At 46.1% G+C, this 22,526-nt stretch carries 23 protein-coding genes and 1 tRNA gene; 8 read left to right on the top strand and 16 right to left on the bottom strand.

What is annotated here, in order from left to right:
* Positions 1-3 precede the first annotated feature (3 nt).
* On the bottom strand, positions 4-846 hold the full coding sequence (locus tag OQ371_RS13885) for a tetratricopeptide repeat protein (RefSeq protein WP_265988584.1): 843 nt from the start codon (positions 844-846) through the stop codon (positions 4-6).
* 82 nt (positions 847-928) lie between these two features.
* Positions 929-1,234: an HU family DNA-binding protein gene (locus OQ371_RS13880; RefSeq protein ID WP_265988582.1), complete on the bottom strand. Its 306-nt coding sequence runs from the start codon at positions 1,232-1,234 to the stop codon at positions 929-931.
* A 140-nt stretch (positions 1,235-1,374) separates the two neighbouring features.
* On the opposite strand from OQ371_RS13880, the gene mutY reads away from it, so the two are divergent.
* The 5 genes from mutY (at position 1,375) to OQ371_RS13855 (ending at position 6,494) form a co-directional block, all read left to right on the top strand.
* A complete protein-coding gene (mutY, locus tag OQ371_RS13875; protein ID WP_265988581.1) occupies positions 1,375-2,463 on the top strand; it encodes an A/G-specific adenine glycosylase in 1,089 nt (362 codons plus the stop codon).
* A 51-nt stretch (positions 2,464-2,514) separates the two neighbouring features.
* Positions 2,515-3,066, top strand: a complete 552-nt coding sequence (locus tag OQ371_RS13870; protein ID WP_265988580.1) for a single-stranded DNA-binding protein — start codon at positions 2,515-2,517, stop codon at positions 3,064-3,066.
* 31 nt (positions 3,067-3,097) lie between these two features.
* The gene (gldE, locus tag OQ371_RS13865) at positions 3,098-4,426 is read left to right on the top strand and encodes a gliding motility-associated protein GldE (protein ID WP_265988578.1); all 1,329 of its coding nucleotides are present in this window, start codon (positions 3,098-3,100) and stop codon (positions 4,424-4,426) included.
* A gap of 50 nt (positions 4,427-4,476) precedes the next feature.
* Entirely contained in the window at positions 4,477-4,839 is a 363-nt protein-coding gene (locus tag OQ371_RS13860; protein WP_265988577.1) for a hypothetical protein, read from the top strand.
* Positions 4,840-4,943: 104 nt separating this feature from the next.
* Positions 4,944-6,494, top strand: coding sequence for a M20/M25/M40 family metallo-hydrolase (locus OQ371_RS13855; protein WP_265988576.1), 1,551 nt, complete (start codon positions 4,944-4,946; stop codon positions 6,492-6,494).
* A 31-nt stretch (positions 6,495-6,525) separates the two neighbouring features.
* Here OQ371_RS13855 and OQ371_RS13850 read toward each other — a convergent pair whose 3' ends face one another.
* From OQ371_RS13850 to OQ371_RS13835, 4 genes are all read right to left on the bottom strand, one after another.
* The gene (locus OQ371_RS13850) at positions 6,526-6,852 is read right to left on the bottom strand and encodes a hypothetical protein (RefSeq protein ID WP_265988574.1); all 327 of its coding nucleotides are present in this window, start codon (positions 6,850-6,852) and stop codon (positions 6,526-6,528) included.
* Positions 6,853-6,931: 79 nt separating this feature from the next.
* Positions 6,932-7,927 (bottom strand): nucleoside hydrolase, encoded by a 996-nt coding sequence (locus OQ371_RS13845; RefSeq protein WP_265988573.1) that lies wholly within the window; start codon positions 7,925-7,927, stop codon positions 6,932-6,934.
* Between the two features lie 34 nt (positions 7,928-7,961).
* Positions 7,962-9,065, bottom strand: a complete 1,104-nt coding sequence (locus tag OQ371_RS13840; protein ID WP_265988572.1) for an LBF_2804 family protein — start codon at positions 9,063-9,065, stop codon at positions 7,962-7,964.
* A gap of 148 nt (positions 9,066-9,213) precedes the next feature.
* Entirely contained in the window at positions 9,214-10,512 is a 1,299-nt protein-coding gene (locus OQ371_RS13835) for a Gfo/Idh/MocA family protein (protein ID WP_265988570.1), read from the bottom strand.
* A 278-nt stretch (positions 10,513-10,790) separates the two neighbouring features.
* On the opposite strand from OQ371_RS13835, the gene ubiE reads away from it, so the two are divergent.
* The 3 genes from ubiE (at position 10,791) to OQ371_RS13820 (ending at position 12,423) form a co-directional block, all read left to right on the top strand.
* Entirely contained in the window at positions 10,791-11,516 is a 726-nt protein-coding gene (gene ubiE, locus OQ371_RS13830; protein WP_265988569.1) for a bifunctional demethylmenaquinone methyltransferase/2-methoxy-6-polyprenyl-1,4-benzoquinol methylase UbiE, read from the top strand.
* Positions 11,517-11,527: 11 nt separating this feature from the next.
* Positions 11,528-12,202, top strand: coding sequence for a type IX secretion/gliding motility protein PorT/SprT (porT, locus tag OQ371_RS13825; RefSeq protein WP_310586576.1), 675 nt, complete (start codon positions 11,528-11,530; stop codon positions 12,200-12,202).
* A 146-nt stretch (positions 12,203-12,348) separates the two neighbouring features.
* Positions 12,349-12,423, top strand: a tRNA-Val gene (locus OQ371_RS13820).
* A gap of 178 nt (positions 12,424-12,601) precedes the next feature.
* Here OQ371_RS13820 and OQ371_RS13815 read toward each other — a convergent pair.
* The 10 genes from OQ371_RS13815 to OQ371_RS13770 all read right to left on the bottom strand — a co-directional run bounded on the left by OQ371_RS13815 (position 12,602) and on the right by OQ371_RS13770 (position 22,421).
* Positions 12,602-13,651 (bottom strand): hypothetical protein, encoded by a 1,050-nt coding sequence (locus OQ371_RS13815; RefSeq protein WP_265988566.1) that lies wholly within the window; start codon positions 13,649-13,651, stop codon positions 12,602-12,604.
* A gap of 143 nt (positions 13,652-13,794) precedes the next feature.
* Complete coding sequence (locus OQ371_RS13810) at positions 13,795-14,118, bottom strand: hypothetical protein (RefSeq protein WP_265988565.1); 324 nt, start codon at positions 14,116-14,118, stop codon at positions 13,795-13,797.
* 87 nt (positions 14,119-14,205) lie between these two features.
* Positions 14,206-14,388 carry a hypothetical protein gene (locus tag OQ371_RS13805; protein WP_265988564.1) on the bottom strand — a complete coding sequence of 61 codons (183 nt, stop codon included), beginning with the start codon at positions 14,386-14,388 and terminating at the stop codon, positions 14,206-14,208.
* 289 nt (positions 14,389-14,677) lie between these two features.
* Complete coding sequence (locus tag OQ371_RS13800; RefSeq protein WP_265988563.1) at positions 14,678-15,160, bottom strand: hypothetical protein; 483 nt, start codon at positions 15,158-15,160, stop codon at positions 14,678-14,680.
* A gap of 6 nt (positions 15,161-15,166) precedes the next feature.
* Entirely contained in the window at positions 15,167-15,436 is a 270-nt protein-coding gene (locus tag OQ371_RS13795; RefSeq protein WP_265988561.1) for a hypothetical protein, read from the bottom strand.
* A gap of 243 nt (positions 15,437-15,679) precedes the next feature.
* A complete protein-coding gene (locus tag OQ371_RS13790) occupies positions 15,680-15,964 on the bottom strand; it encodes a hypothetical protein (protein WP_265988559.1) in 285 nt (94 codons plus the stop codon).
* A gap of 172 nt (positions 15,965-16,136) precedes the next feature.
* Positions 16,137-16,913 (bottom strand): PDDEXK family nuclease, encoded by a 777-nt coding sequence (locus tag OQ371_RS13785; protein WP_265988557.1) that lies wholly within the window; start codon positions 16,911-16,913, stop codon positions 16,137-16,139.
* A gap of 287 nt (positions 16,914-17,200) precedes the next feature.
* Complete coding sequence (locus OQ371_RS13780) at positions 17,201-19,270, bottom strand: site-specific DNA-methyltransferase (RefSeq protein WP_265988555.1); 2,070 nt, start codon at positions 19,268-19,270, stop codon at positions 17,201-17,203.
* Positions 19,270-19,635, bottom strand: coding sequence for a type II toxin-antitoxin system VapC family toxin (locus tag OQ371_RS13775; RefSeq protein WP_265988553.1), 366 nt, complete (start codon positions 19,633-19,635; stop codon positions 19,270-19,272). Before OQ371_RS13775 ends, OQ371_RS13780 begins: the two co-directional genes overlap by 1 nt.
* On the bottom strand, positions 19,632-22,421 hold the full coding sequence (locus OQ371_RS13770) for a DEAD/DEAH box helicase (RefSeq protein WP_265988551.1): 2,790 nt from the start codon (positions 22,419-22,421) through the stop codon (positions 19,632-19,634). Before OQ371_RS13770 ends, OQ371_RS13775 begins: the two co-directional genes overlap by 4 nt.
* Between the last annotated feature and the right edge of the window lie 105 nt (positions 22,422-22,526).

The raw sequence follows: 22,526 nt of genomic DNA, 5'->3' as shown, positions 1-22,526 counted from the left end.
AGGTTACAAATTCTGCTCGAGTTCTTTGATAGCCGCCTGAATTGTCGGGTCTTTCTCCCGGGCTTTCACCTTGGCCAGCAACTCCCGTGCTTCTTGTTTCCGGCCCATTTCGCTTAAGCTGATGGCCAGATAAAACTGCGCTTTGGTATTTTCCGGATGACTGCTCAGAATAGCCTGGAACCGTTCGACCGCCCGGTTATACTGTCCTGAACGCATCGAGAGCAGCCCCATATTAAAGAGCGCCAACTCGTTGGTTGGGTCTTCCTTCAGCACATCCCGCAGCAGCATAATTCCCTGCATGGGCGTTTCGGTCGTCACATAGGTCATCGCCATGTTTGCCTTAGCCGCCAGCAGATTCGGATTACCGTCGAGGGCTTTCTGATAAAACTCCCGGGTCTTTTTGCCGAGAGTCACCATTTTCTGGTTGTCGGCGGCAAACCCGTAGGCTTCATAATACAAATCTCCGGCCCGCAGCACATTCGCTTCGGTCGGAGCGGCTTGAGCCAGTTTGTCGGCTACGTAAGCTGCACTATCGTAACGACTTACCTTTCGATAAGCTTGGATCAGATCAGCCCCAACGGCCGGTTTTTGTTTATCGTCAACGGCATCAAAACGGCCGCTTAAACGGTTAAGTTCCTTTTGCTGTTCGGGCGTCAGGCTAACCGTGTGCAGGTCGGAACGATCGGTACGCAACACTGCCGTATCCCGAACGGCGGTTTCTGGGTCGGTAGTCCGTTCGTTGGTCAATGTCCGATCTTCGTTTCGAACCACCACGTTTGGCAGACTGTACAGACCTGCCGTCGCCAGTACGCCCAGGCCGATGACGAGAAGAATGGATTTGTTCATCGTATCAGACATGAGAGATTAGGTAAGAGGGGTGAGAATTGTTCTCTTGTCTAATCTCTCATCTCTCTTGTCTTACAAAAGATTAAGCCGAAACGTTCTCGCTGTGCTTAACCTGGGTTTTTACTTGTTCAACAAACACTTTTGCCGGCTTGAAGCTGGGAATGAAATGCTCGTCAATAACCATCGCCGTATTTTTGGAGATGTTCCGGGCCACTTTACGGGCTCTTTTCTTGTTAATGAAACTACCGAACCCTCTCACGTAGATGTTCTCGTTCTTCGCCAGATTGTTCTTAATTACGGTGAAGAATGTTTCAATGGTGTGTTGAACATCTGCCTTGTCGATTCCTGTCTTCTCGGCAATTTCTGCGATTACGTCTGCTTTCGTCACGTTCGTACTAAACTTTAAGGTTCAATCAGTTGTTGAAAAAAAGTCTCTTCAAATTGGAGCACAAAGGTAGATTTTTCCTGTTAGAGAAAAAACACTATTTCGGGTTTTTTCTTCTCAACGACACCTAGTTACAAATTATTTTGGATTGGTTTTCAGACTCAGACGACTTAAAAGACGGTTTTGTCAACCCACTAACGGTATGGTATGAATACCACAAGCGCGATCTGCCGTGGCGCCATACCCGCGATCCTTATTTCATCTGGTTATCAGAGGTTATCCTGCAGCAAACCCGTGTGGCACAGGGCCGCCCCTACTACGAACGCTTCGTAGCCGCCTACCCTACCGTGCAGTCGATGTCAGACGCTGATGAACGGGATTTGCTACGGCTCTGGCAGGGCCTGGGCTATTACTCGCGCGCCCGGAACATGCACCGAACGGCCCAGCATGTAGCCGGTCCGCTGGGTGGTCAATTCCCGGAAACGTACCACGAATTACTGAAACTTCCGGGGGTTGGTGCGTACACGGCTGCCGCCATTGCCTCATTTGCCTTCAACGAAAAAGCCGCCGTTGTTGATGGTAATGTTTACCGCGTACTGGCGCGGGTTTTCGGCCTTGAAGAGGATATCACAACCACGCAGGCCAAGAAGACATTTTCCACCCTCGCCAACCGGCTCATTCAACTGTCTGACAACCCGGCGACGTACAACCAGGCCATCATGGAATTCGGGGCCATCCAGTGTACACCGGTTTCGCCCGACTGCCTGCTCTGTCCGATGCAGCAGCGGTGTCAGGCGTATCTGACGGGCCGCCAGCGCGAATTGCCGGTTAAAAGCAAGAAGAATGCCGTCCGCGAACGGTATTTTAATTACATTGTCATCCGGCAGGGCGACCGCATTGCCATGAAGGAACGCACGCAGAAAGATATCTGGCAACACCTGTACGATTTTTGCCTGATTGAAACCGAAGAACCTATGGAAGCGTTTCGGGAATTACCGGAGGGGGCCCTGTTGAACTGGGTTCTTCAGGAAGGAATTCTGAGGGGGTTGTCCGACGAACGGACGCAGGTTTTATCGCACCAGCGCATCCGCGCGCGGTTCTGGCTGGTGGAGGTTCCGGAAGGTCGAAACGTGTCGCTCCCCGATGGCCTATTTTTTTGTAAACCATCTGATACAGAACGGTTACCAAAGCCAATTTTAGTAGTAGACTATTTGAAAAGTCTCTATTTTTGACTAACTTTACTTGCTTAGATAATATCAATTCATCATCTTATTTACCGTTTTATGGCAAGCATGAACAAAGTGATTCTGATTGGCAATGTTGGTAACGATCCTGAAGTCCGCTACCTTGATGGAGGGTCGGTTGTTGCCAAATTTAGCGTTGCCACTAACGAACGCTACACCACCCGCACCGGAGAGCAAGTGGATCAAACAGAATGGTTCCGCGTTGAAGTTTGGAATGACCAGGCTAAAACCGTTGAAAAATATGTCCGCAAGGGCAACCAGATTTATGTCGAAGGCCGTTTAAAAACCGAAACCTACACCGACCGCGAAGGCAAGGAGCGCTTTTCGCTGACGGTTCGGGCCACTACGTTCCAGTTTCTGGGCGGTGGTCGTCAGGATGGTGCTGAAGGCGGTGATTACCAGGATGCACCGCCGGCGCCCCGTCAGCAGGCAACTCCGCAACCCGTTCCAGCCCCGGCACCCCGTCAGGCGGCCCCCCAACCGGCACCAGCCCGGCCGACGGCTCCGCGGGCCGAAGCACCGGCAGCCCGCAAACCGGAACCCGTTCCCGACGATATGAGTAACGCTGGCGACGACGATCTACCGTTCTAAGCCTGCGCTTTGTTCACTTAGAAATAACTACATGGATAGCGATCCACTCTCGGGTAAGGTGCTCCAGGCTGATGTCTGGAGCACCTATCTTGGTTTTTACGGCCCTTATGCCGCCATTTTGATTGTACTACTGGCTATGGCGGCCATTGTATCGGCTTCCGAAGCCGCTTTCTTCTCCCTTTCGTCCGACGATCGGGCGGTCTGCCGCGTTAGCGACGATGCCGCCGAACGCCGGATCATGCACCTGCTCGACCGCCCCCGGCGGCTGCTGGCCTCCCTGCTCATCTTCAACAACTTGCTGAACCTGGCCATCGTCGTTATCGTGACGTACCTGGTCTGGAAACTCAGCCAGCTCGACCCCAGCTCCGGATGGGTGCTGGCCAGTGTGACGGTTATCGTAACACTAGCCATCGTGTTGTTTGGGGAAATTATTCCAAAAGTGTACGCCAGCCAGAACAGCCTGACGGTGGCCCGGCGAACGGCTCCGCTCGTCGCCCTGGCCTCGGCGCTCTTTCGCCCTTTATCAATCCTGCTGGTTAGCCTGACCAGTGTGATCGACCAGCGTATTCAGCGACGCGGCTACAAGGTGTCGATGGAGGAACTCAACCAGGCCGTTGAACTGACCAGCCGGGAATCCACGCAGGAAGAGCGTGAGCTGATCAAGGGCATTGTCAACTTCAGCAACCTGACCGCCCGGCAGGCCATGCGGGCCCGGGTTGACATAACGGCTTTCTGCGATGATCTGGCCTTTACAGAACTACTAACGCAGATCAATCAGTCCGGCTATTCGCGGGTGCCGGTTTATAAGGAGTCGCTGGACGAAATTGAGGGCATTCTGTATTTGAAAGATTTGCTGCCGCACCTCGACAGTGACGATTCGTTTCGCTGGCAGACGCTCATCCGGCCCGCTTTTTTCATTCCGGAAACCAAAAAAATCGACGATCTGCTCCAAGATTTTCAGAAACGACGGGTTCACATGGCCATTGTTGTTGATGAATACGGCGGAACCCGCGGATTGATTACACTGGAGGACATCATTGAAGAGATTTTTGGCGATATCAACGACGAGTTTGACGACGACGAACCGGTGCCTTTCCAGCGCATCGATGAGCAGACGGTTATCATGGAGAGCAAGATTCTCCTGACGGACGTTTGTCGCGTTCTGAACCTTGATATGACCTATTTTGATGCCGTTAAAGGGGAAAGTGAGTCGCTGGGCGGGTTACTGCTCGAACTGTTTACCCGCGTTCCGGAAACCGGGGAAGAAGTTGGTTATGAAGACTTTACGTTTAAAGTTCTTTCGTCTGACGGTAAACGGATTCAGAGCGTGGAAATTGTAAGGCAGGAAGCAGCCGCCTAGCTAGCCAGGTCATAGCCCGTTTACCAGGCAGAAAACCATCTTTTCGCGACTTGGCAAAAAACGAAGTGACGGCCATATCGAAAATGCGTTTCCCATCGGCCCCCGCTGGCCACAGCCCTGACTGTTTGGCCGAATGCCTCGGCTTCCAGGCTGGTTCTCTGGGGATTGTACATTGGCGTGGTGCAGTTCCGTTTGCCTGCCTGATTTTCTTCTGTGAAATAAACGCCCCAGAATGTATTGCTTTACCAAACCGTCAAACTTCTATTTACGGGCGGTATTCTCTCCATTCTGATTTCGCGGCTGTTCTTCAGCAACGTCAGTTTTTATCGAGTTGGCTGGCCGCTTCGAGTGCCGGTATGGTGGAAGAATATGGAAAGCTGCTGACGGTTCTGGCCTTGATCCACGGTTATTAACTTATTTATAGATCCGATTGTAATTAACGAACAATTGGTAGACTTTCATAGGCTTACGGGTACCAAATCGCTACATTAGTAACTCAACCTAAACGTTACTAACCATGAGAAGACGCCTGTTGCTTTTCAGCGTCCTGACCGGCATTTCCCTCGCTTCGTTCGGCCAAAACGACAAGCCGGATCCGGCCGTAGTCAAAAAAATCCGGGAAGAAGGGCTCAACCGTTCCAAAGTTATGGAGACCGCCTTTTACCTGACGGACGTAAACGGCCCCCGTTTGCAGGGACCGGGTTTTATGAAAGCCGCCAACTGGACGAAAAATAAGCTGACAGAATGGGGCTTGCAAAACGCCCGGCTGGAGCCCTGGGGCGAGTGGGGCAAAGGCTGGGAGGTTGAACGCAGCTACATCGCTATGACGGCGCCGTATTACAAAACCATTATTGCCGTACCTCGGGCCTGGAGTGGCGGAACCGACAAACTCCGGCAGGCCGAAGTGCTGTACATTGATGAGTCGGATACAACGGCTTTGGAGGGATACCGCGACAAACTCAAAAACAAGGTAATTCTGATTCATCAGCCTTTCGCCATCAGGCCATCGTTCAATCCGGATGCCAAACGGTTTACGGAAGCGGACCTCGAAAAAATGGCCAAGGACGATGCGGCACCCCGCGACTCCTCTTACCGCAGCATGATCCAGGCTATGCGGACCCGCAATGCTTTCAACCAAAAAATGCGGAAGCTGGCCAAACAGGGCGGGGCGCTGGCGATTCTGAATACCAGCCAACTCAGCAAAGACGGAACCCTGTTTGTCAGCGGAGACTTTGCCAATGCCGCCAGCGGAACGGCCCACGATGAGCTGGCCGACCTGACCATTTCGGTGGAAGATTACCTGTCGCTGAGCCGGATGGCGAAAGCGGGCGTCCCGATCAAGCTGGAACTGGACGTGAAAACCAAGTTTCACACGACCGATACGAAAGGCTACAACGTGCTTGCCGAAATTCCGGGCACCGACCCGAAACTGAAAGAGGAAGTTGTCATGCTGGGCGCCCACCTCGACTCCTGGCACGCGGCTACGGGAGCAACCGACAATGCCGCCGGTTGTTCGGTGATGATGGAGGCCGTTCGAATTCTGAAAACGCTGGGGCTGAAACCCCGCCGGACGATCCGGATTGCGTTGTGGAGCGGTGAAGAACAAGGGTTACACGGTTCGAAAAACTACGTAACCAAGCATTTTGTGGATCCGGCGACCAACAAATTATCCAAAGAAGGGCAGCAGTTGGCAGCTTATTTCAACGTTGACAACGGAACCGGAAAAATTCGGGGGATTTATTTGCAGAACAACACGGCTGCCGGACTCATTTTTGCGCAGTGGCTGGAACCGTTCCACGACCTGGGAGCCACCACGGTTGCGCCCAAAAGCAGTGGGGGCACCGACCACGTACCCTTTGACCAGGTAGGTCTGGCCGGTTTTGGCTTTATTCAGGATGGTATTGAGTACAGCACTCGCACGCACCACACGAACATGGACACCTACGACCACCTTCTGGCCGATGATCTGAAACAGGCATCAACCATTGTAGCATCATTCGTTTATAACGCAGCCATGCGTGACCAGAAAATACCGCTGAAAACCACGACCGCGGAGTCCGGTCGCTGATGAACGGAGGTGTAACAATCGGCTAGTCAGCTTACAAGCCGATTGTTACGCTTTCTATAAATAAAATTACGAAGGCTACGGTTGTAATGATCAGCCCCCATTCTTTGATGCGGGTCAGCAACTGCCGGTGTTCAACCTGGCTTTGGAAAGACCCTACGATGTGCTCGACAATGTCGGCCGTAGCAAACAAACTGGCGATTTGCAGCAGATGCCAGGCATACTCAAACCCGTCAACGCAGCGTTGCCAAACGAGGGGCTGCACTAAAAAGTAGAAAAGCAGAAGCCATTCTTTGATGCCAAATTGAGTTACACGAACCTGAACGCGGCCAGCGAGATTGATAAAAAGTTGTCTGATCATGGCAGAGTTATACGATGAGCAACTCAAATATAGCAAATATCGGGCTAGATACTCTGACTTCTTTCACAAAAAAGTGCAATTACTTAACTTTTTTTCTGTTTTTTGGTTGGTGCCTCATTAACGTTTCCAGTTCCTGAGTAATCTGCGCCACCGGCATTTTTTCAGTCAGGTAGTAATGGGTGCCGCTTGGGTCATCCTGCCAGCCATTGTTTCCCCCTTTGGCAATATACCGTCCACGTTTCATGCCATAATACGGTTCGGCCCCGCGAATGGCGACCAGTACCGCCGTCTGATCCCAGCTCATCCGACCGTCATTATCTTCCTTCGCCAGGGGCAGGCAACGGGCAAACACATCCTTGACGGGACTTTTCAGCGTCTGATCCGCCACCAGCCGAGAGCCGGTTTTAATCTGCTTTCCGATTTCAAAACCGCTGAATACAATCGGCGTGGGCCAGTTGGTAAAAGCTCTTTCGGCAGCAACCGAATCTTTGAAAACATTGAACTCACGGCCTTCCGGAAAAAGTCCGGCCATCGATACCAGTTCCTTTACTTTCTGTTTGACCAGCTCTTTTCCGTTCAGGGGTGAATACCGATCCGGCTTCGAGTCGAGCAAATTCGCCATGTTGGTGAGAAAACCGATGGTTACGATGGTAACACTCCCGTTGGGTTGCCGGGCCAGCACTTGGCGATACGTCGTTACGGCATCGGGCGCGTCGGAACTCGCGCGTACGGTATGCGGGTAAGTAGCCACCAGCATTTCCGGCCATTTCTGCCAGGCGCCGTCCGTCACGCCGGGACCTTTCGGGACGCCAGTTGGCAGCTCAGGACGGCCGAAATACGTGTTCAGGACGTCGATGGTTGGTACGACCAGTTCGTGCTTATTGGACGAAATAACGGCCAGCGGTCGGGCTTCTCCCCGATCAGCGAGGGCGTGCAGCACCGCCATTGCCCCGACATCATCGTAATCCGGGCCAATGTCGGTATCTAAAATAATGGGAACGGGTTGTTTCGGGCTTTTTTGGGCAAACGAAAAAAGGGCGCAGGCCAGTAAGAAGAGCGTCAAAAAGGGCTTCATAGGAATAGATGCTATTTCGGATCAAGTTCCGAAATTACACCCATAACCCTTCTCCTTTCACAAAATTTCTGCGCATGGTTTCGACATCAGCGGCCGACGTTTTCACCACACCCGCATTTTGCCACTGCCGGAGTCGGATTTGCTCCAGGGGCGATAAATGACCATCGATGAGAAGCGTGAAGAGAAAAAGCCGTTCCACGCCCTGCCGAATCTGACTGGGACAACCGGCCAGTTGTTCAGTAAAACCGTCGGTTCTGACCACGCGCATCTTATCCGGATCCATGGCGAAGCGCGACACCAGGGCCTCAAAAAGCAGCAAATGCGGATAATTACCCGGTTTTGACGAAACCCCCGCCTGACGCATAATCCCCGGGAGTAACCGCCGGAAGGCAGGTTCACGCCCAAATTCCTCGACCAGATCGTTGGTAAATTGCCGGATCGTGAGCGGAACCATCACCCGAATCTGGGCTTGCAGCAAGATCCGGTGGGTAGCCCAGCCGACCCAGAGAGCCGCTACGACGGTGCTGCTGAGCACCATAACGACCGGCGAAACCGGCTGCCCGTACCAGAGTCGAAGCCCCAATTGCACGAGTGCATCGCTCAGGAAGGCCAGCAACAAAACCATTACCAGATAGCCGGGCATGGTCCAGGGCAGTAAAGGGCGCGGGTGCATACGAAGCCGGAATACGCTACGCTGGGGGCAATTCTCCGCCAGTTGATTCAAATGACGGTTGTACGAAGTATCATGAAAACGCGGGAACTGACACGTTACCTCCACGAGCCGAATGGCCCCGTTATGGATCAAAATCAGGGCGTGAACGACCAGATACAGGAGTAAAGCCGCAAAGAGAATGCTGATCAGGGGCCAGTCACCGAGGGCGGTGTGCGTTTCCATAAACCAGCTGGTCCACAAAACGTGTGGCAGGTAGAATACCCAGATGCCCAGCACGACGACGGCCGCAGCCGCCAGCATGGTAAAAAATTTAAGCCGCTGGATCGCAAGCTTTTCCGGACGACTCATCACAAATGGCTCGTCTGACGGATGGACCGTATGCATAGCACGAGCCAGATAACGAAGAGCAGTCCGGCCTGCGGTGGCCTGGTCAAAATCGCCAGTAGAATCGGGGGAATCGGACATGTACGTAAACAGCTTGCTCTTTGTATAACTGATAAAAAAGGTAAGCTGTTTACGTCCTGACGGACTTTAACCCATAAGTTAAGATGCGGAAGCTGAGTATCAGGACCTTTACAGACAAAAGCTTGTATGGACTGGCCCGCCGGGAGCCTTAAACCGGATATTTCCATTCCCCGCGGTACTCACGGCTCAGGAGTTTATTGGCTTCGGCGTCGTTCTTGATCACTTGTTTTTTGCCGTCCCATTCGATGCTACGGCCCAGCTTATACGATAACATACCCAGCAGAGCCATGTTGGTTGAGCGGTGGCCGATTTCGATGTCGCAGGTCGGCAGGCTTTTGGATTTGATGGCTTTCAGGAAATCGTCCCACAGCTGGGCAATGTTCTGATCGTCGGGTTTGTTAAGCTGGGCGTCCTGGTGAATAACCGGCTTTTTGGGGTCAGTTGGATAAAATGTCCAGCCATCAAGCCATCCCATGTGGAAGGTTCCCTCCGTCCCGTAGAAATAAACGCCGACGGCCTGTTGCGGGTGGGTTTTCTCGGCGTTGTTGGCCGCAAACGTGCGGTGCTCCCAAACTGCCGTAAAGTCTTCGAACTCAAAGCTGGTGACCTGATGATCGGGGGCGTCGGTATTATCTTTTTTAATGGCCCGGCCACCGGCGGTAAAGACCTTTTTCGGGTATTTTTCCTCCGTCCACCACAGGATCTGATCCATCCAGTGAATACCCCAGTCGCCCAGGGTTCCGTTGGCGTAATCCAGGTACTGCCGGAAGCCGCGCGGATGCATGGTCCGGTTGTAAGGACGCAGGGGGGCCGGTCCGCACCAGAGATCCCAGTCCATTTCCTTCGGTGCTTCCTCGTCTGGCACCATTTGCCCCGGACCACCGCCGTAGTGCACAAACGCCCGGGCCATCCCGATTTTACCCGCCTTGCCGGATTTGAGAAACTCCATTCCGGACACGTTATGCGGAGAAACCCGCCGGTGCGTGCCCACCTGACACACTTTACCGGTTTGCCGGGCGGTTTTTACCATGGCTTTCCCCTCATTGATCGTGTGGCCGATTGGTTTTTCGACGTACACATGCGCGCCCTGCTTCATGGCTTCGATGGCAATGAGCGGATGCCAGTGGTCGGGGGTGGCTACAATGACAATTTCGGGCTTTTCGCGGGAAAGCAATTCCCGGAAATCTCGGTATAATTTCGGTTTGTCGCTAGTGAGTTTGGAAAATTCCTGGGCGGTTTTGGTCAGTTGGCGCTGGTCTACATCACAAAGCGCCACGAGCTTCGACTGCCCGGATTGCATGGCACTGCGCAGGATATTGTTGCCCCACCAACCGGCGCCAATCAGGGCCGTTCGGTAAGTGGATTGCTGGGCCAGCGTTATTAAGGGGCGGCTCATCACCGCAGCACCGGCCAAGGCCGATGTTTTCAAAAAGTCGGAACGATTCATACGCGCAAGGGAAGAAATAGTGCTGAAAACTACGGATTATGGCAGGGAATCACAAACTTTCTGACCAAACGCCCCTACCTTTGCGTAACGAAAGGGCTGAATGGTTTTGAGGATTAAATGGTTAGGTGGGATAGGTAGCTTTGCAGAATTGAAAAGTAGTAGCATGAGGCTCGGCTACCCTTCAGTGTTGAGTCATTCAATCCTTTTAGCGGTTTAACTGTTTAACCATTGTAACCATCTCAGCCCATTTTCAACCATCCAGCCATCCAAGAATTACCATGGCCGTTGTTCCTTATAAAGACAAAAATACCAGCAAGCGCGAGCAGGTCGAAGAAATGTTCGACTCGATTTCGCCCAAGTACGACCTGCTGAATCACCTGCTCAGTGCCGGTATCGACATCATCTGGCGAAAAAAAGCCATCCAATTGCTGCAGCCGGAAAAGCCCCGCAGAATTCTGGATATCGCCACCGGTACGGGCGATTTTGCCATTGAAGCCCTGAAACTCAATCCCGAAAAAATAACCGGCGTCGACATTTCGGAAGGAATGCTGAAGATTGGCCGGGAGAAAATTCGGAAACTGGGCGTGGAAGACAAAATAGAGCTGCGCACCGGCGATTCGGAAAGATTACCCTTTTCAGACAATGTTTTCGACGCCGTGATCGTTTCGTTTGGTGTACGCAATTTCGAAAATCTGCTCAAAGGACTAACCGACATGCACCGTGTGACACGGCGGGGTGGCACGTGTATGGTTCTGGAGTTTTCGAAGCCGCGCAAATTTCCGTTTAAGCAATTTTTCAGTTTTTATACCAATCGCCTGCTGCCCCTGATCGGTCGGCTGGTGTCGAAAGATACTTCGGCCTACACGTATCTGCCCGAGTCAATGCAGGCGTTTCCGGATGGCCCGGATTTTGTCCGGGTTCTGGAACAGGCAGGATTTACGCAAACACGATGGATACCTCTTACATTTGGCATTTGCTCTATTTACATCGGAAAAAAAGTATAGCGGTTGGTTTGTTGCTGACGTTACTCATCCCCGACCTGCGGGCGCAGTCGTCGATGCGTTACCGCCGGACTCACCTGGAAGACTACGAAGACAGGACCATTCGATACGGCTTTCTGTTTGCGGCTCCCATCACGCGCTTCAACATTAAATACAGCGATGCCTACGTGAATGCCGATTCGGCGTACCAGCTTTATTCTCCCAACAAAGCCGGGTTTCGGGTTGGTTTTATCCTGAACACCATCATGAGCGAGCGTTTCGATATTCGAGTAACGCCCGCCGTATCGCTGTATTCCCGCTCGGTGGAGTCCAGATACCCAGGCGGAGCTACTAAAAGTGAAGTACGCGAATCAACCTGGGTTGACTTCCCGGTTTTGTTAAAATATAAGTCGAAACGCCGGAGAAATTCACGAATGTACATGGTGGGGGGCGCGTCGCTCGGCTTGGAAACCAACGTTCGCCGACGCGAAGTAGCCGGTTCGAGCCGGCTGCTAACCAAAAACAAGGACTTGGCGGTTGAGTACGGTATCGGATTTGAGCAATTCTTCGAATTCTTCAAGTTCGCTCCAGAAATTCGGTTTTCGCACGGCCTGGTCAATTTATTTGAACCGGTTCAGGGAAATACGGCTAATATTGGCCTGCAAAAACTGCGTACCCACACGGTCACGCTTTATCTGAATTTTGAGTAAAAAAGTTTGCATTCAAAAGTCACTGAAGCTGAACGCCTTGAAAAATATTTTGATTTTTTTTGGTTAAAAGCTTGCATAAAGCCTCCAGAGCTATCTATATTTGCACTCCCAAACGACGGAAAATAGTCAGCGGGAAAATAGAAAAAGGGAGTTTAGCTCAGCTGGTTCAGAGCATCTGCCTTACAAGCAGAGGGTCGGCGGTTCGAACCCGTCAACTCCCACCCTGAAAATCAAGCACTTATCAGAAATGGTAAGTGCTTGTTTGTTTTTAGGTAAAGCGTTAGGTAAAACAATTAAGAACATTCATTGTTCGGGAAAACTGAAAACTAACTTTTTCTATAGTGTATGAGAAGGATTTCTTTAGACACTCTCATGCCATAAAGCAATCACAAAAATGCTTTATATTGAATTATCATCTATTTTTTCTCTATCTGTCTGGTTTCCTACATATTCTACAAATCTTAATGTGTTTTCATGTTTAAGTAAAACATCATCCTTCTGAGGAAGTTGCTTAAGTTTTTGGCGCTCAGTAAAGCACTTTTCAATATCACTCCGATAATTATCGTGTAACCAAGTTCGAGGCCATTTCACCACATATTCTTTACGACTTTCTGCTTTATATGGAACCTCATATTCAATCAAATAATCGGCAAGCAGGCTGTCCGTCCTTTCCTGAGAAGACTGCTGAGTCATATAATGACCAAGTGCTCTCTGAGTGACCACACAGCCCATCCATTGTTGTTCTTTTTCTATCCTGTAAGCCTCAACTATTGCCTTTCCATAAATCGTAGACTGGTCTACCATTAATAAGGGGTGTGTGATTCGGTAATCCACAAACGAAAGCTCGCCGACTGTAATAGCACCCCTCAAGGCTACATGAGAATAATAAGCTTCGAAATTCATCAAAAAGCTAACGGTTTTAACTATTTCATGAAAGCTCTCTTCTGAATCGTCATTTGACCAGAAAATCAAAGTGTCAGAAAGCAATAATGAATTTAGCTTCGCTTCATAAAGATCAGGTGTAAAGCCATAATGAGATAATCGCATTTTTGTTTTCCCCACTTCTGTTGAAACCATGCTATTTTGAATGTCCCTAATTAAAAAATCTACAAATGTGTCCAGTTCTTCCTGTGTGTTGTTCTCAACTATATCCGAAAATCCCAAAATATCTAGAAAGGCTATATACTTTAAACCTGCTCTGTTAGTAGAGACAGGAACGCTGGAAAGCACACCTATGTTATAGGGCTCCAACCATCTTCGTAACTGGCTGACATATCGGCCCCTATCTAATTCAACCTTGTTCTTATATGTAATTGTAAACCCTTCATAATTGGGAGCGTTTACTTCTTGGTTGGCTTCGTCAGGATTGGCAGACAGGTGCTTAAGTTCTTTATTACACTCGGCTATTTTACGAAGGTTATAGTCAATCGGATTCTCTTGTCTTTCCATATTTTTTGCAGTTTAATTTTGCTTATTAATCTTAACTTATAAAAGGTTGGTTATACTTCATCTCCTCAATACAAGTCATTAAAAGTGTAATAATTAGCTCTTAAGTTGTAACCGAGTGTATATATACCGGAAGGGCTAAAAAATCACACACAAACTTCATTGAACATATCAGGAGGGAAATTATCTTGAAGCTCCTTTAAAGCCGAAACTCTTGCCCCTGTCGCATAATCAACCAATATGAATTTAGATACAGTGGGTACCTGATCAAACTCTTCATCAGTCATTGGCTTACGGGTGCCATCCAAAGTAATCAGATATTTTACCGCTTCTACAGTATTGTAAACCGCCCAGCGGTAAGGAGACTGAATTTGCTCCTGTTTGTCTTTGTATGCCTGTAATGACTCTGTTCTACCTATAAAGAAATCTGCAAGGAGTTGGCGTTTACTGTTGATCTTAGCGTAGTTCATGGGGTTAATCTCGATAGTTATCCGGTATGAGAATTAATATGCTTTCTGTTTTTGCCAAGATTTCGCTGTAGGTAAGTAGCTCTGTTATCATGGTTCCACTTCTAAGGGGGTATAGCTTGCTTGAACAGGTTCAGCGCTCAACTCATCAGGCATCCGGTCAACGATTACAATCCCGGTAATACGTCGCTGTTCCTCCTTTAAAGCCCATAAGCCATTTGTCTGTCCTTGTAAAAGCTGGCTTAACAAAGCACGTTTGTCCGGTTGCTTCATGGTTAAATGTCTAAGACAATACAGCTACAGCCGTAGTAAATTGGATCGTTTACAAAATCTCTATAGAGTATCTTTTTGACGCTCCCTCCATGCCGTGGCCGGACCTCAACCCAATCCGTTGGTTCCGGGTCTCTTCCATCTGTAACGACCATAAACCAGGCGTCGCGCTTTTCTTCCCTTAGCTGTTTTATAGCTTGCTGGCTTGGTCTCCCATTTATCAACTTTGAAAGAAGGGTAATCTTTTCAACTCGTTTCATACAATGCTCTTTTGTCTGGCTGATCAGTCTTATCAAGAAGGGTTCGATTCAAAGGAAAGCAGAAGCAAAGGGTACAAATCAAAGGCTGATGCACTTTGATTAAAATAAAGGCGGAGGTCAGCGACAGTGCCGCCTTTCAGGTAGCGGTTTGAATAATTACGATAGCGGATCTGAATAGAATCTAATACTGCCGCATCGAACCTATAATCATCAATATCGATACTCCCGACAGCGCTATAAGGGTAGCAAGGGTACTTGATCGTATCAATTTCATCAAATCGGCGTAAGCAGTCCCTTAGTGGTATATAATCCTTTCGGTTATGATTTATGATACTTGCGGTTGGTATCACCAACACATCTAATAGAAGCGGAGAACATTGGTGAATGTTAACGAACCCGTAAACCTCAAGAAATGGCATCGCCTTCTTCTGACGTTCACAGTGCAATTCTCTCAACTTTTCATTGTTTCCCTCCAAAAGGTTCTCCAGGACTTTTAGTTTTTCGGTCCGGTTCATAGTCTGTTACGTACGGTAAACGATTCGTCCATCCGGGTAACGGTCATAACTCTTGCTAGTGCCGTCGCGATAGATTTCAATGTGAAATGTCGGCTGGTCGGGGTCTTGCAGCTGTGGACGGGCCTCATCGCCTAAATTTAAGGTCAGATAGATGGGTTCCTGGCTTTGGCGAAAATCAGAAATCTGCTTTGGCGTCATCGTGCCTTGCAATGCGCTAGCTAACAGCTTAATCTTTTCGGACCTAGTTAGCAATGGCATGGCGGTATCTACCTGCATGTGCTCTTAGTTCCTCATCAGTCATTGCTTCGAAGTCAGGTAAAGGCGGAGGCATGATACCGGTTTCTCGATATATCTTTTTCCTGATTCGTTCGTGCTCTGCTTTTATTTCCGCATCCGTCATTTTGGAGAAATCGCGTATCCGGTTCTGGTAAAGGCTGCGTATCGGGGCAGATCTCCCATTCACCAATTCATGCAAAATCTTCACTTTTTGCGAGCGGCTAACCTGTGCTAATCTCATGCCTAATCTAGCTTAGCCATTGCCTTGTCTAATAGCGCGTCAATCTGCTCATCCGTCAGCGTGGATAGATCTATTTTCTGTTCCCGCTGTTTGGGCAATACATACTCGATAAATTTTAGGTAAGCCATTACTCGGTCTTTTGGTTCGAGCAATTCTAGATCAGCTTGAATCGAATCAAACTGATTGTCGATAAGAGTAGCTATCCGATTTTTTAAATCCGTGCTGGTTCGGTTGGTGCTTCCCAGCTTGCGACCCCCGGTTTTTTCGCGTCCTTTTTCAAATTTCATAACCCTTCTATTTTTACTCTAATTTAGAGAATATAAGGATAAGAAAGAAGTTAAACGGAGAGCCAGTATATTACAGATAAATACTTTAAAAGTATTTCATTTTAAATGATAATATACGGTTTTAGGGATTGTCAAAGGCAGGAATTCCCGGCGCTACCGTTCAATAGAATTGTTAATGCTCAATTACTTCCGTCAGCCCAGATATTGAGTCAGCCTCGTCTTTAGAGATACCATATTTTTTTCGCAAATTTTCAATATCCTGGTATAATTCAGTTATAGTTGCGAATTTTTTCTGATTTCTTTGTCTGTCTTTATAAGCTTTTACTATTTCATTGAAACCTTGCCCCCAAGCTGTGAAATCGTAACGAGTTCCGCATTTTGCCCTTACATCCGCAGGGCAGAGGCAAAGCCAAATGAAATCATTGATTTCTGTCCAATTTATAAACTTATCTGTATTGTTTATATTATTACGTTCTGGACTAAAAAGAATTGGTCTAATTTTCACATTTCCAAAATTTGTTTCTAAAACTTTTGTTGAACGAAAATTCTTTAGCTGCGAATTTTCTACAGGTTGAACAAGTATATTTAGCTCAATTGCTATATCGTCAATATTGTTGTCAGAGAAGAAGCCTGTCCATCGAAGAAGCTTCTGCAGAGGTTCAAGACTACCTCTTTGCTTTAAGCAGTCGTTGAATTGTAAAGGTTTTCCTATGCTTTTCACTTCTGCTATAATGATGTCAATATTTGAAGAAAGTTCTAGAAAGTTTGACGAGTTATGTTCTGTGTCATCTTGTTTGTGTAATGGAAAACGTACAGCTACAATATCAATTTCACCTTCAATTTCTTTTTCATCAGAATGAATTATGTAACCAGTAGTAAAATATCCATTTAGACGAAGGTATAAGGCGGCAAGTTGTTCTTGAATTGTTGACTTTTCTTTATTTGTCATTTGTCGTTAAGTATATAAAGGTTTCTGTTAACAGTTTCACACCCCGCAGAAAGGACTTTTGGTAATAATTTTCAATAGAAAACAACAGTTTTTTAATTAAAAAACTGTATAGAATCTTGTTAACCTCCATTGCGGAAGAACCTAATTATCAGCTACTCCTCTGTTTTTCATGTGGCTATCTGTCCTTTGTGATAACTCCGTGCGAAAGCATGGAAGCTATTTTAAAAATTTAACTTGAGGTTTGAAATATGCAGTTTTGTAAATGAGCCTTTAAAAGCATTTGTCTACTATTTAATGTTCACTTCAACTATTTTACTAGTATCAATTCCCAAGATGTCCACCACCTTTACCATTACCTTGTATTTACCTGCTTTCTTGTATTTGTAAGCAATACTTGTGAATTCAAGCTTTGGATTCTTCTTGGTGCGGAAACTCTGCCACTCATTTTCAAACAGGTAATTGCCTGTCCAGTGTTCTTCGGTTTCGCCCTCTTCGTTTTTTACTTTGATGATTTCTTTCTTGTCTTCGTAGTTAAAGTCAATTGCCCAATAGTCAATCCAGTCATACCAGTTTTCAGTAAGTAGTGTCCGGTTTATGATGCCGCTTTTGTCTTTCTCTACTTTGATGATTTGACCATCTTCAATGACTACTTTGCTAACCGGTCTCTCTGACTTTTGCAATTCTTCAATGTCATCTTGGGTGTAGTGGGTAACAAAGTCGGTAAGTTCAATGGTGATAGATTCTCCGTTAATTTTCTCTTTAGTGTTCAAATACGCTACATCAAAGAATTTCACCTGACCTTTTTCAACTGCTCGTTTGTCAAACACATCCTTAGGAATGTATTTGAGCGTAATTGCAACGCCTTTTTCCTTGAGATCCTGAATAAATTGTGGTGTTAAGCCCATTTCAAACTCAAAGCCCAATACATCAACCTGTGTATAGAGATTTTTGCGGCATTCTGCAAAAATCTCCGCCAAACGGCTTTGAGTAACCGGAACATCTAGAGGGCCAACATGAATAAACCGGCCTGTTTTTTGACCGTGCAAAGCAGTATGCCCGTCTATTCGTTTGGCTTTATAGGCTTCCAAAATCAAGTCTACATACAAAGCTTCTTTGGCTTTTCGCTTCCCATTGCTCAGGTCGTCCATAAAGAACTGTCGCTCATACTTGCCTAAGTTGAGAATTTCGAATGCTCTGAAATTTTTTCCGCTGGCCTGCAATTCACGCTGCACACCAATTAGACGTTTACGGGCCGTGTGGACAGAGAAACGACCTAAATCAGTAGTTATCCACTTTCTGCCCAGCTTTTCTGCCACTGCTGCCGTGGTTCCACTGCCACAGAAAAAGTCTGCTACTAAATCACCTTTATTACTGCTTGCTTTAATAATGCGTTCTAAAAGTGCTTCGGGTTTTTGGGTAGGATAATCTAATCGTTCAATAGCTTGACTGTTTACAACTGGAATATCCCAAACATCATCTTGTGGTGTGCCTTCCGATTGCTCCTCTGTCATTTGAGTAACTTGTCTAATTCCATTCAAAAACTCTACTTTGCTTTTCTTTCCTTGCCATCTTTTGTTAGTACCTTCTGTGAGCTCTTGTAATTGAACATTGAAAATTCTTTTATCGGATTTCCCATAAAGATGTATAATATCATGCATTTTCTGGAAGTTGCGGCTTTTTGAGGGCCACCTTTTGTAATGCCAAGCAATCTCATTTATGAAGGATTCAACACCAAATATGTCATCACAGATAATTTTTAAATAACTGGACATCCTCCAATCACAATGCACATAAATACTTCCATCTTCTGCCAATAAAGTATGCATCAATTTCAATCGCTCATACATCATTGACAAATAGGATGAAATCCCTTTGCCCCAAGTATCCCGGTACGCAATTTCTTCAATTATACTTTGTTTTTTTTCTGCTTTTTCTCCGCCTATTTCAATTTCAAAACCAAAATCAGCACCTACGGCAAAAGGTGGATCAATGTAAATTAGTTTGATGCCCCCTTGCTTTTCAATTTCTTCTCTGATTGGTCCATTCGCCAAAGATGATAGGATGAGTTTGTTATCTCCCCAAATCAGTTTGTTTGTCCAGCCTTTGAGTTGTCGTCCACGAGTGTCAAACATTTCAAACATATCACCCACCTTTTTTTCTTCTCTGCGTGGCTCGTCAATATGCTCGATACTATGAAAGGGTAGAGCTACATTGGTAACATCTTCTTTCCTTCCGTTCCAAAATAGGAATACATCTTCTTCATCTGAAAAAAGTTTGTAGATGTACTCCTTAGGCAGTTTTTCTCCTGCCTTTATTAGCTCAATGATTCTGCCTTTATCGTTATCGTTCAAGTTCATTAATCAATTGGATTATTTATAATTAAGTCAGGAATGTGGTCAAAATCACCCGTATTCCTTGTGATTAGTTCAGTGCAGTGCAATAAAGATGTTGCAGCTATAATTGCATCAGCGGATTTCATGTTCCGCTGTTGCCTTAATTCCGTGGCTCTGTTAATTACGGTACTTGTAATAGGTAAAATTGTAACCAATGAAAAAACAGCATTAAAATATTCTTCGGCTTCATCAGTCAAACCGTGATAGCCCAATACTTCAAGTTTGGTCAATTCAGAAACAGCTAAGTCGTCTTGCTCCAACAATTCCTTTAATACTGTATATTCAAGCTTTGCAGCGTAAATCAATATATTGCTATCTATCAGTCTCATAGCCCATTGATTTTACGCTCCGTTCTGTCTTTCTTTTGCCATTCTATCGGGTCGCCAAAGCTTGATACATCAGCACCTTTTTTAATGAGTTGAATGGCTTCTTCTTTAGAAAGTTTCTTGCCGAAATCCTTTATGAAAAACACAGAAACAAGGTCCTTAAATGATTTCAGATTGTTCTTCAAGTCATCCCATTTTTCCTGCTTTACATACACAGAGTTGTAAGTGTATTCACTTTGTACATTGTTGATGTCTTTACACCAAGTTAACAAGCGTTTAATTTTTAATAAGTCATCTAAATCTTCTCTGCCTTTAGTTTCAAGAATGTAAAAAGTATTAGCTCCTGTTTTTACAAAGAAGTCAGGGAAATATTCGCGAATATTTCCGTCTTGTGCTTGATATTCAATTTTGAAATTTATCCCACCTTCGCCCATTGTGTTTTTGGCATAGGCAATTACATCTGAAAAACGATTTTCAAGAAATGATGCCACTTCCATTTCAAACGGACTATCACCAATGATTTTGTTGAATACCGATTTTTTCGGAACAAGGAAAGGCTGGTTTTCGGCAACCTTCGGTTTTGTCAGTTTCAGCGATATGTAGTTTTTCACTTCTGCGGTTCCTTTGTCGGTAACAGTCAGGTCATCAATAGCTTTTTTGAAAGTAGCTCGTAAAACTTCTTTTGGTTTTACTTCCGAAAGGTTTCTTAATGTTTGTGGGTCGCTCAATTCAACTTCATTGGTAAAAAGTTGATACTTGATGAAGCTTTCCACTTTTGGATAAAGGATACTGAAGCCACTTACCAGTCGGCTATCTTTTAAAATAGAAGAAGTGAAAAATCCGATTACATTTCGATAGTCGGGAACAGTGTCTTTGAAAATGGTTTTGTGAGAAAGATTACCTTCAATGTCATTAAATACAATCTCTTTCAATTCGTCTGAACTGAATTTTTTTATCGGAACTTTTTCGTTTTGGAACTTGCTCACATCAATGAATTCCAAATTCTTAAACTCACGGTAAATTCTTGGACTCATTTGTGGAATGGGAATGTCTAATTTGTCCAAATCTTTGTCTGGATTCTCTTTATCCACCTCCACAATAATTGGCGATTTGCCTTTTGTTCCCTTACCCATTGGGCTGTATTGGAATTCAACGCCTTCGGTTTTCAGTTCTTCTACAAATTCCAAAAACTTAGGCGTTCCAACGATTACCAATTTTTCTGGTGTTTCAAGTGAAAACATTTTTCTCAATCCACGACCTATGGTCTGTTCGGGTAAAACTTTTGAATCTGCACCATAAGGGCGAAGTCCTACAATGGTGGCAACATTTCTAACGTCCCAGCCTTCACGGAGCATTAAAACCGAAACAACAGCTTTGTAAGGAGAATGGTCTTTGTCTATGTCGTCTGCTGCCTTGCGTAATTTCTCTAATTCTTCTTTGTCCTTTTTGCTTGATGCTGATTCTTTGATTTCACCTGATGTATTGGTGTGAATGGTCAACACTGAATTTCTCATTTTCGGGTAATTGGCTTCCAAAAAAGCTGCCGCATGGTCGGCTTCTTTAGTGTTCATTGTCATAATGAACAATATTGGGGTTTTATGATTTTTAAGTTCTTCATATTGTTGTTCCCATTCCAAATAGCCCAAATGAATGTAATCACGGTATCGCTCAACAAAATCGTTGCTGTCTTTTTCCTGGATTTTTTGCCTTGAAGCTTCGTCAGGCAGAACAGGCGACTTTACAACGTTGTGTTTTATAGCTTCTACCAACGGATAATCGCAAATGGTCTGAACGAATATTGCTCCGTTGTTATGTCTGGGTGTTGCTGTATAGTCAGCCTGTAAACTGATTCCATTGCCAGTTTTCAGTTTGATTTTGTTATTAATATCTTCTATGCTTTTGAACCAAGCCAATGAACTATCGTGAATGTGATGGGCTTCATCATTCAACACAACCAGATTTTTAACTTTATCGCTTCTTAAAATTTTGCCAAGGTCTAAGCCTTTTGATTTGTCCGCATCAGGTTTTGGCTTCACACCCAAAAAGGTTGTTTCAAAACTCTGTTCAGGGTCTTCATTGAAGAATACTCGGTGAATATTGGTCAGGAAAATATTACCCGATTCTGTAATAGGTTTAAGGTCGTCCTGAATGTGAAGTGTTAATTGAAAATCGTTTTTCCAGTCTTTGTCGTCAAAGCCATTATCAGGAATGAATGGCTCGTCAAAAAACATTTTCAGTCCATCAAAATCTTTTCTCAAACGATTTAATACAATTATATTGGGTGCAATCACCAAAAAGTCTTGTGACAATGTGCTGTCGGCTTCATAGAGTTTGTGAAAGTATGACCAAACCAAAGTCAAACCCATAACTTTCGTCTTACCCGCACCAGTCGCCATTTTCACTACATAACGGGTCCAATTTTCGTCAAACATACCCGTGCTGATACGACCTGATGAGTCAAATTTCATCAATTCGTATTTGTCCTTTGCATTGGCTATTTCATACAGATAAACAATGGACTCAATCGCTTCCCGTTGAGAAAAGAAAAAACTGAATTTGGTCTGTCCGATTAAATGCTCTTCATTAAACCAAAAATTCAAAAGTGATTTTGTAGTATCGGATGCACCTATATAATTGTCGTCACGCCATTTTGCAACGGCGAGTCTGATTTTATAAACCAAAGGCGGCAACAACTTTTCATAGGCGTTCTGAAAAGCGTCCAATTGGCTTTGTGTCGGTGCCCACCTTTCGTTGGGTGACAATATTTTAAACGGATCTGAAAACTTCATTTACTTATTTTGAATTCATTTTTATACTTCGTAGAGGTAACTTTGTCCACCAATCAGGTAGTAGGGTTACAAATCTAAAATTTTACGCGACTTTTCCGGTACCTC

The sequence above is a fragment of the Larkinella insperata genome (assembly GCF_026248825.1).
In the GTDB taxonomy this organism is placed as follows: Bacteria; Bacteroidota; Bacteroidia; order Cytophagales; family Spirosomataceae; genus Larkinella; species Larkinella insperata.
This window is presented reverse-complemented; position numbering and strand designations above follow the sequence as displayed.

Coding starts and splice junctions, on each gene's coding strand:
- OQ371_RS13885 (WP_265988584.1), bottom strand. CDS start 846: ATGAACAAATCCATTCTTCTCGTCATCGGCCTGGGCGTACTGGCGACG.
- OQ371_RS13870 (WP_265988580.1), top strand. CDS start 2,515: ATGGCAAGCATGAACAAAGTGATTCTGATTGGCAATGTTGGTAACGAT.
- gldE (WP_265988578.1), top strand. CDS start 3,098: ATGGATAGCGATCCACTCTCGGGTAAGGTGCTCCAGGCTGATGTCTGG.
- OQ371_RS13855 (WP_265988576.1), top strand. CDS start 4,944: ATGAGAAGACGCCTGTTGCTTTTCAGCGTCCTGACCGGCATTTCCCTC.
- OQ371_RS13850 (WP_265988574.1), bottom strand. CDS start 6,852: ATGATCAGACAACTTTTTATCAATCTCGCTGGCCGCGTTCAGGTTCGT.
- OQ371_RS13845 (WP_265988573.1), bottom strand. CDS start 7,927: ATGAAGCCCTTTTTGACGCTCTTCTTACTGGCCTGCGCCCTTTTTTCG.
- OQ371_RS13840 (WP_265988572.1), bottom strand. CDS start 9,065: ATGTCCGATTCCCCCGATTCTACTGGCGATTTTGACCAGGCCACCGCA.
- OQ371_RS13835 (WP_265988570.1), bottom strand. CDS start 10,512: ATGAATCGTTCCGACTTTTTGAAAACATCGGCCTTGGCCGGTGCTGCG.
- ubiE (WP_265988569.1), top strand. CDS start 10,791: ATGGCCGTTGTTCCTTATAAAGACAAAAATACCAGCAAGCGCGAGCAG.
- OQ371_RS13815 (WP_265988566.1), bottom strand. CDS start 13,651: ATGGAAAGACAAGAGAATCCGATTGACTATAACCTTCGTAAAATAGCC.
- OQ371_RS13810 (WP_265988565.1), bottom strand. CDS start 14,118: ATGAACTACGCTAAGATCAACAGTAAACGCCAACTCCTTGCAGATTTC.
- OQ371_RS13805 (WP_265988564.1), bottom strand. CDS start 14,388: ATGAAGCAACCGGACAAACGTGCTTTGTTAAGCCAGCTTTTACAAGGA.
- OQ371_RS13800 (WP_265988563.1), bottom strand. CDS start 15,160: ATGAACCGGACCGAAAAACTAAAAGTCCTGGAGAACCTTTTGGAGGGA.
- OQ371_RS13795 (WP_265988561.1), bottom strand. CDS start 15,436: ATGCAGGTAGATACCGCCATGCCATTGCTAACTAGGTCCGAAAAGATT.
- OQ371_RS13790 (WP_265988559.1), bottom strand. CDS start 15,964: ATGAAATTTGAAAAAGGACGCGAAAAAACCGGGGGTCGCAAGCTGGGA.
- OQ371_RS13785 (WP_265988557.1), bottom strand. CDS start 16,913: ATGACAAATAAAGAAAAGTCAACAATTCAAGAACAACTTGCCGCCTTA.
- OQ371_RS13780 (WP_265988555.1), bottom strand. CDS start 19,270: ATGAACTTGAACGATAACGATAAAGGCAGAATCATTGAGCTAATAAAG.
- OQ371_RS13775 (WP_265988553.1), bottom strand. CDS start 19,635: ATGAGACTGATAGATAGCAATATATTGATTTACGCTGCAAAGCTTGAA.
- OQ371_RS13770 (WP_265988551.1), bottom strand. CDS start 22,421: ATGAAGTTTTCAGATCCGTTTAAAATATTGTCACCCAACGAAAGGTGG.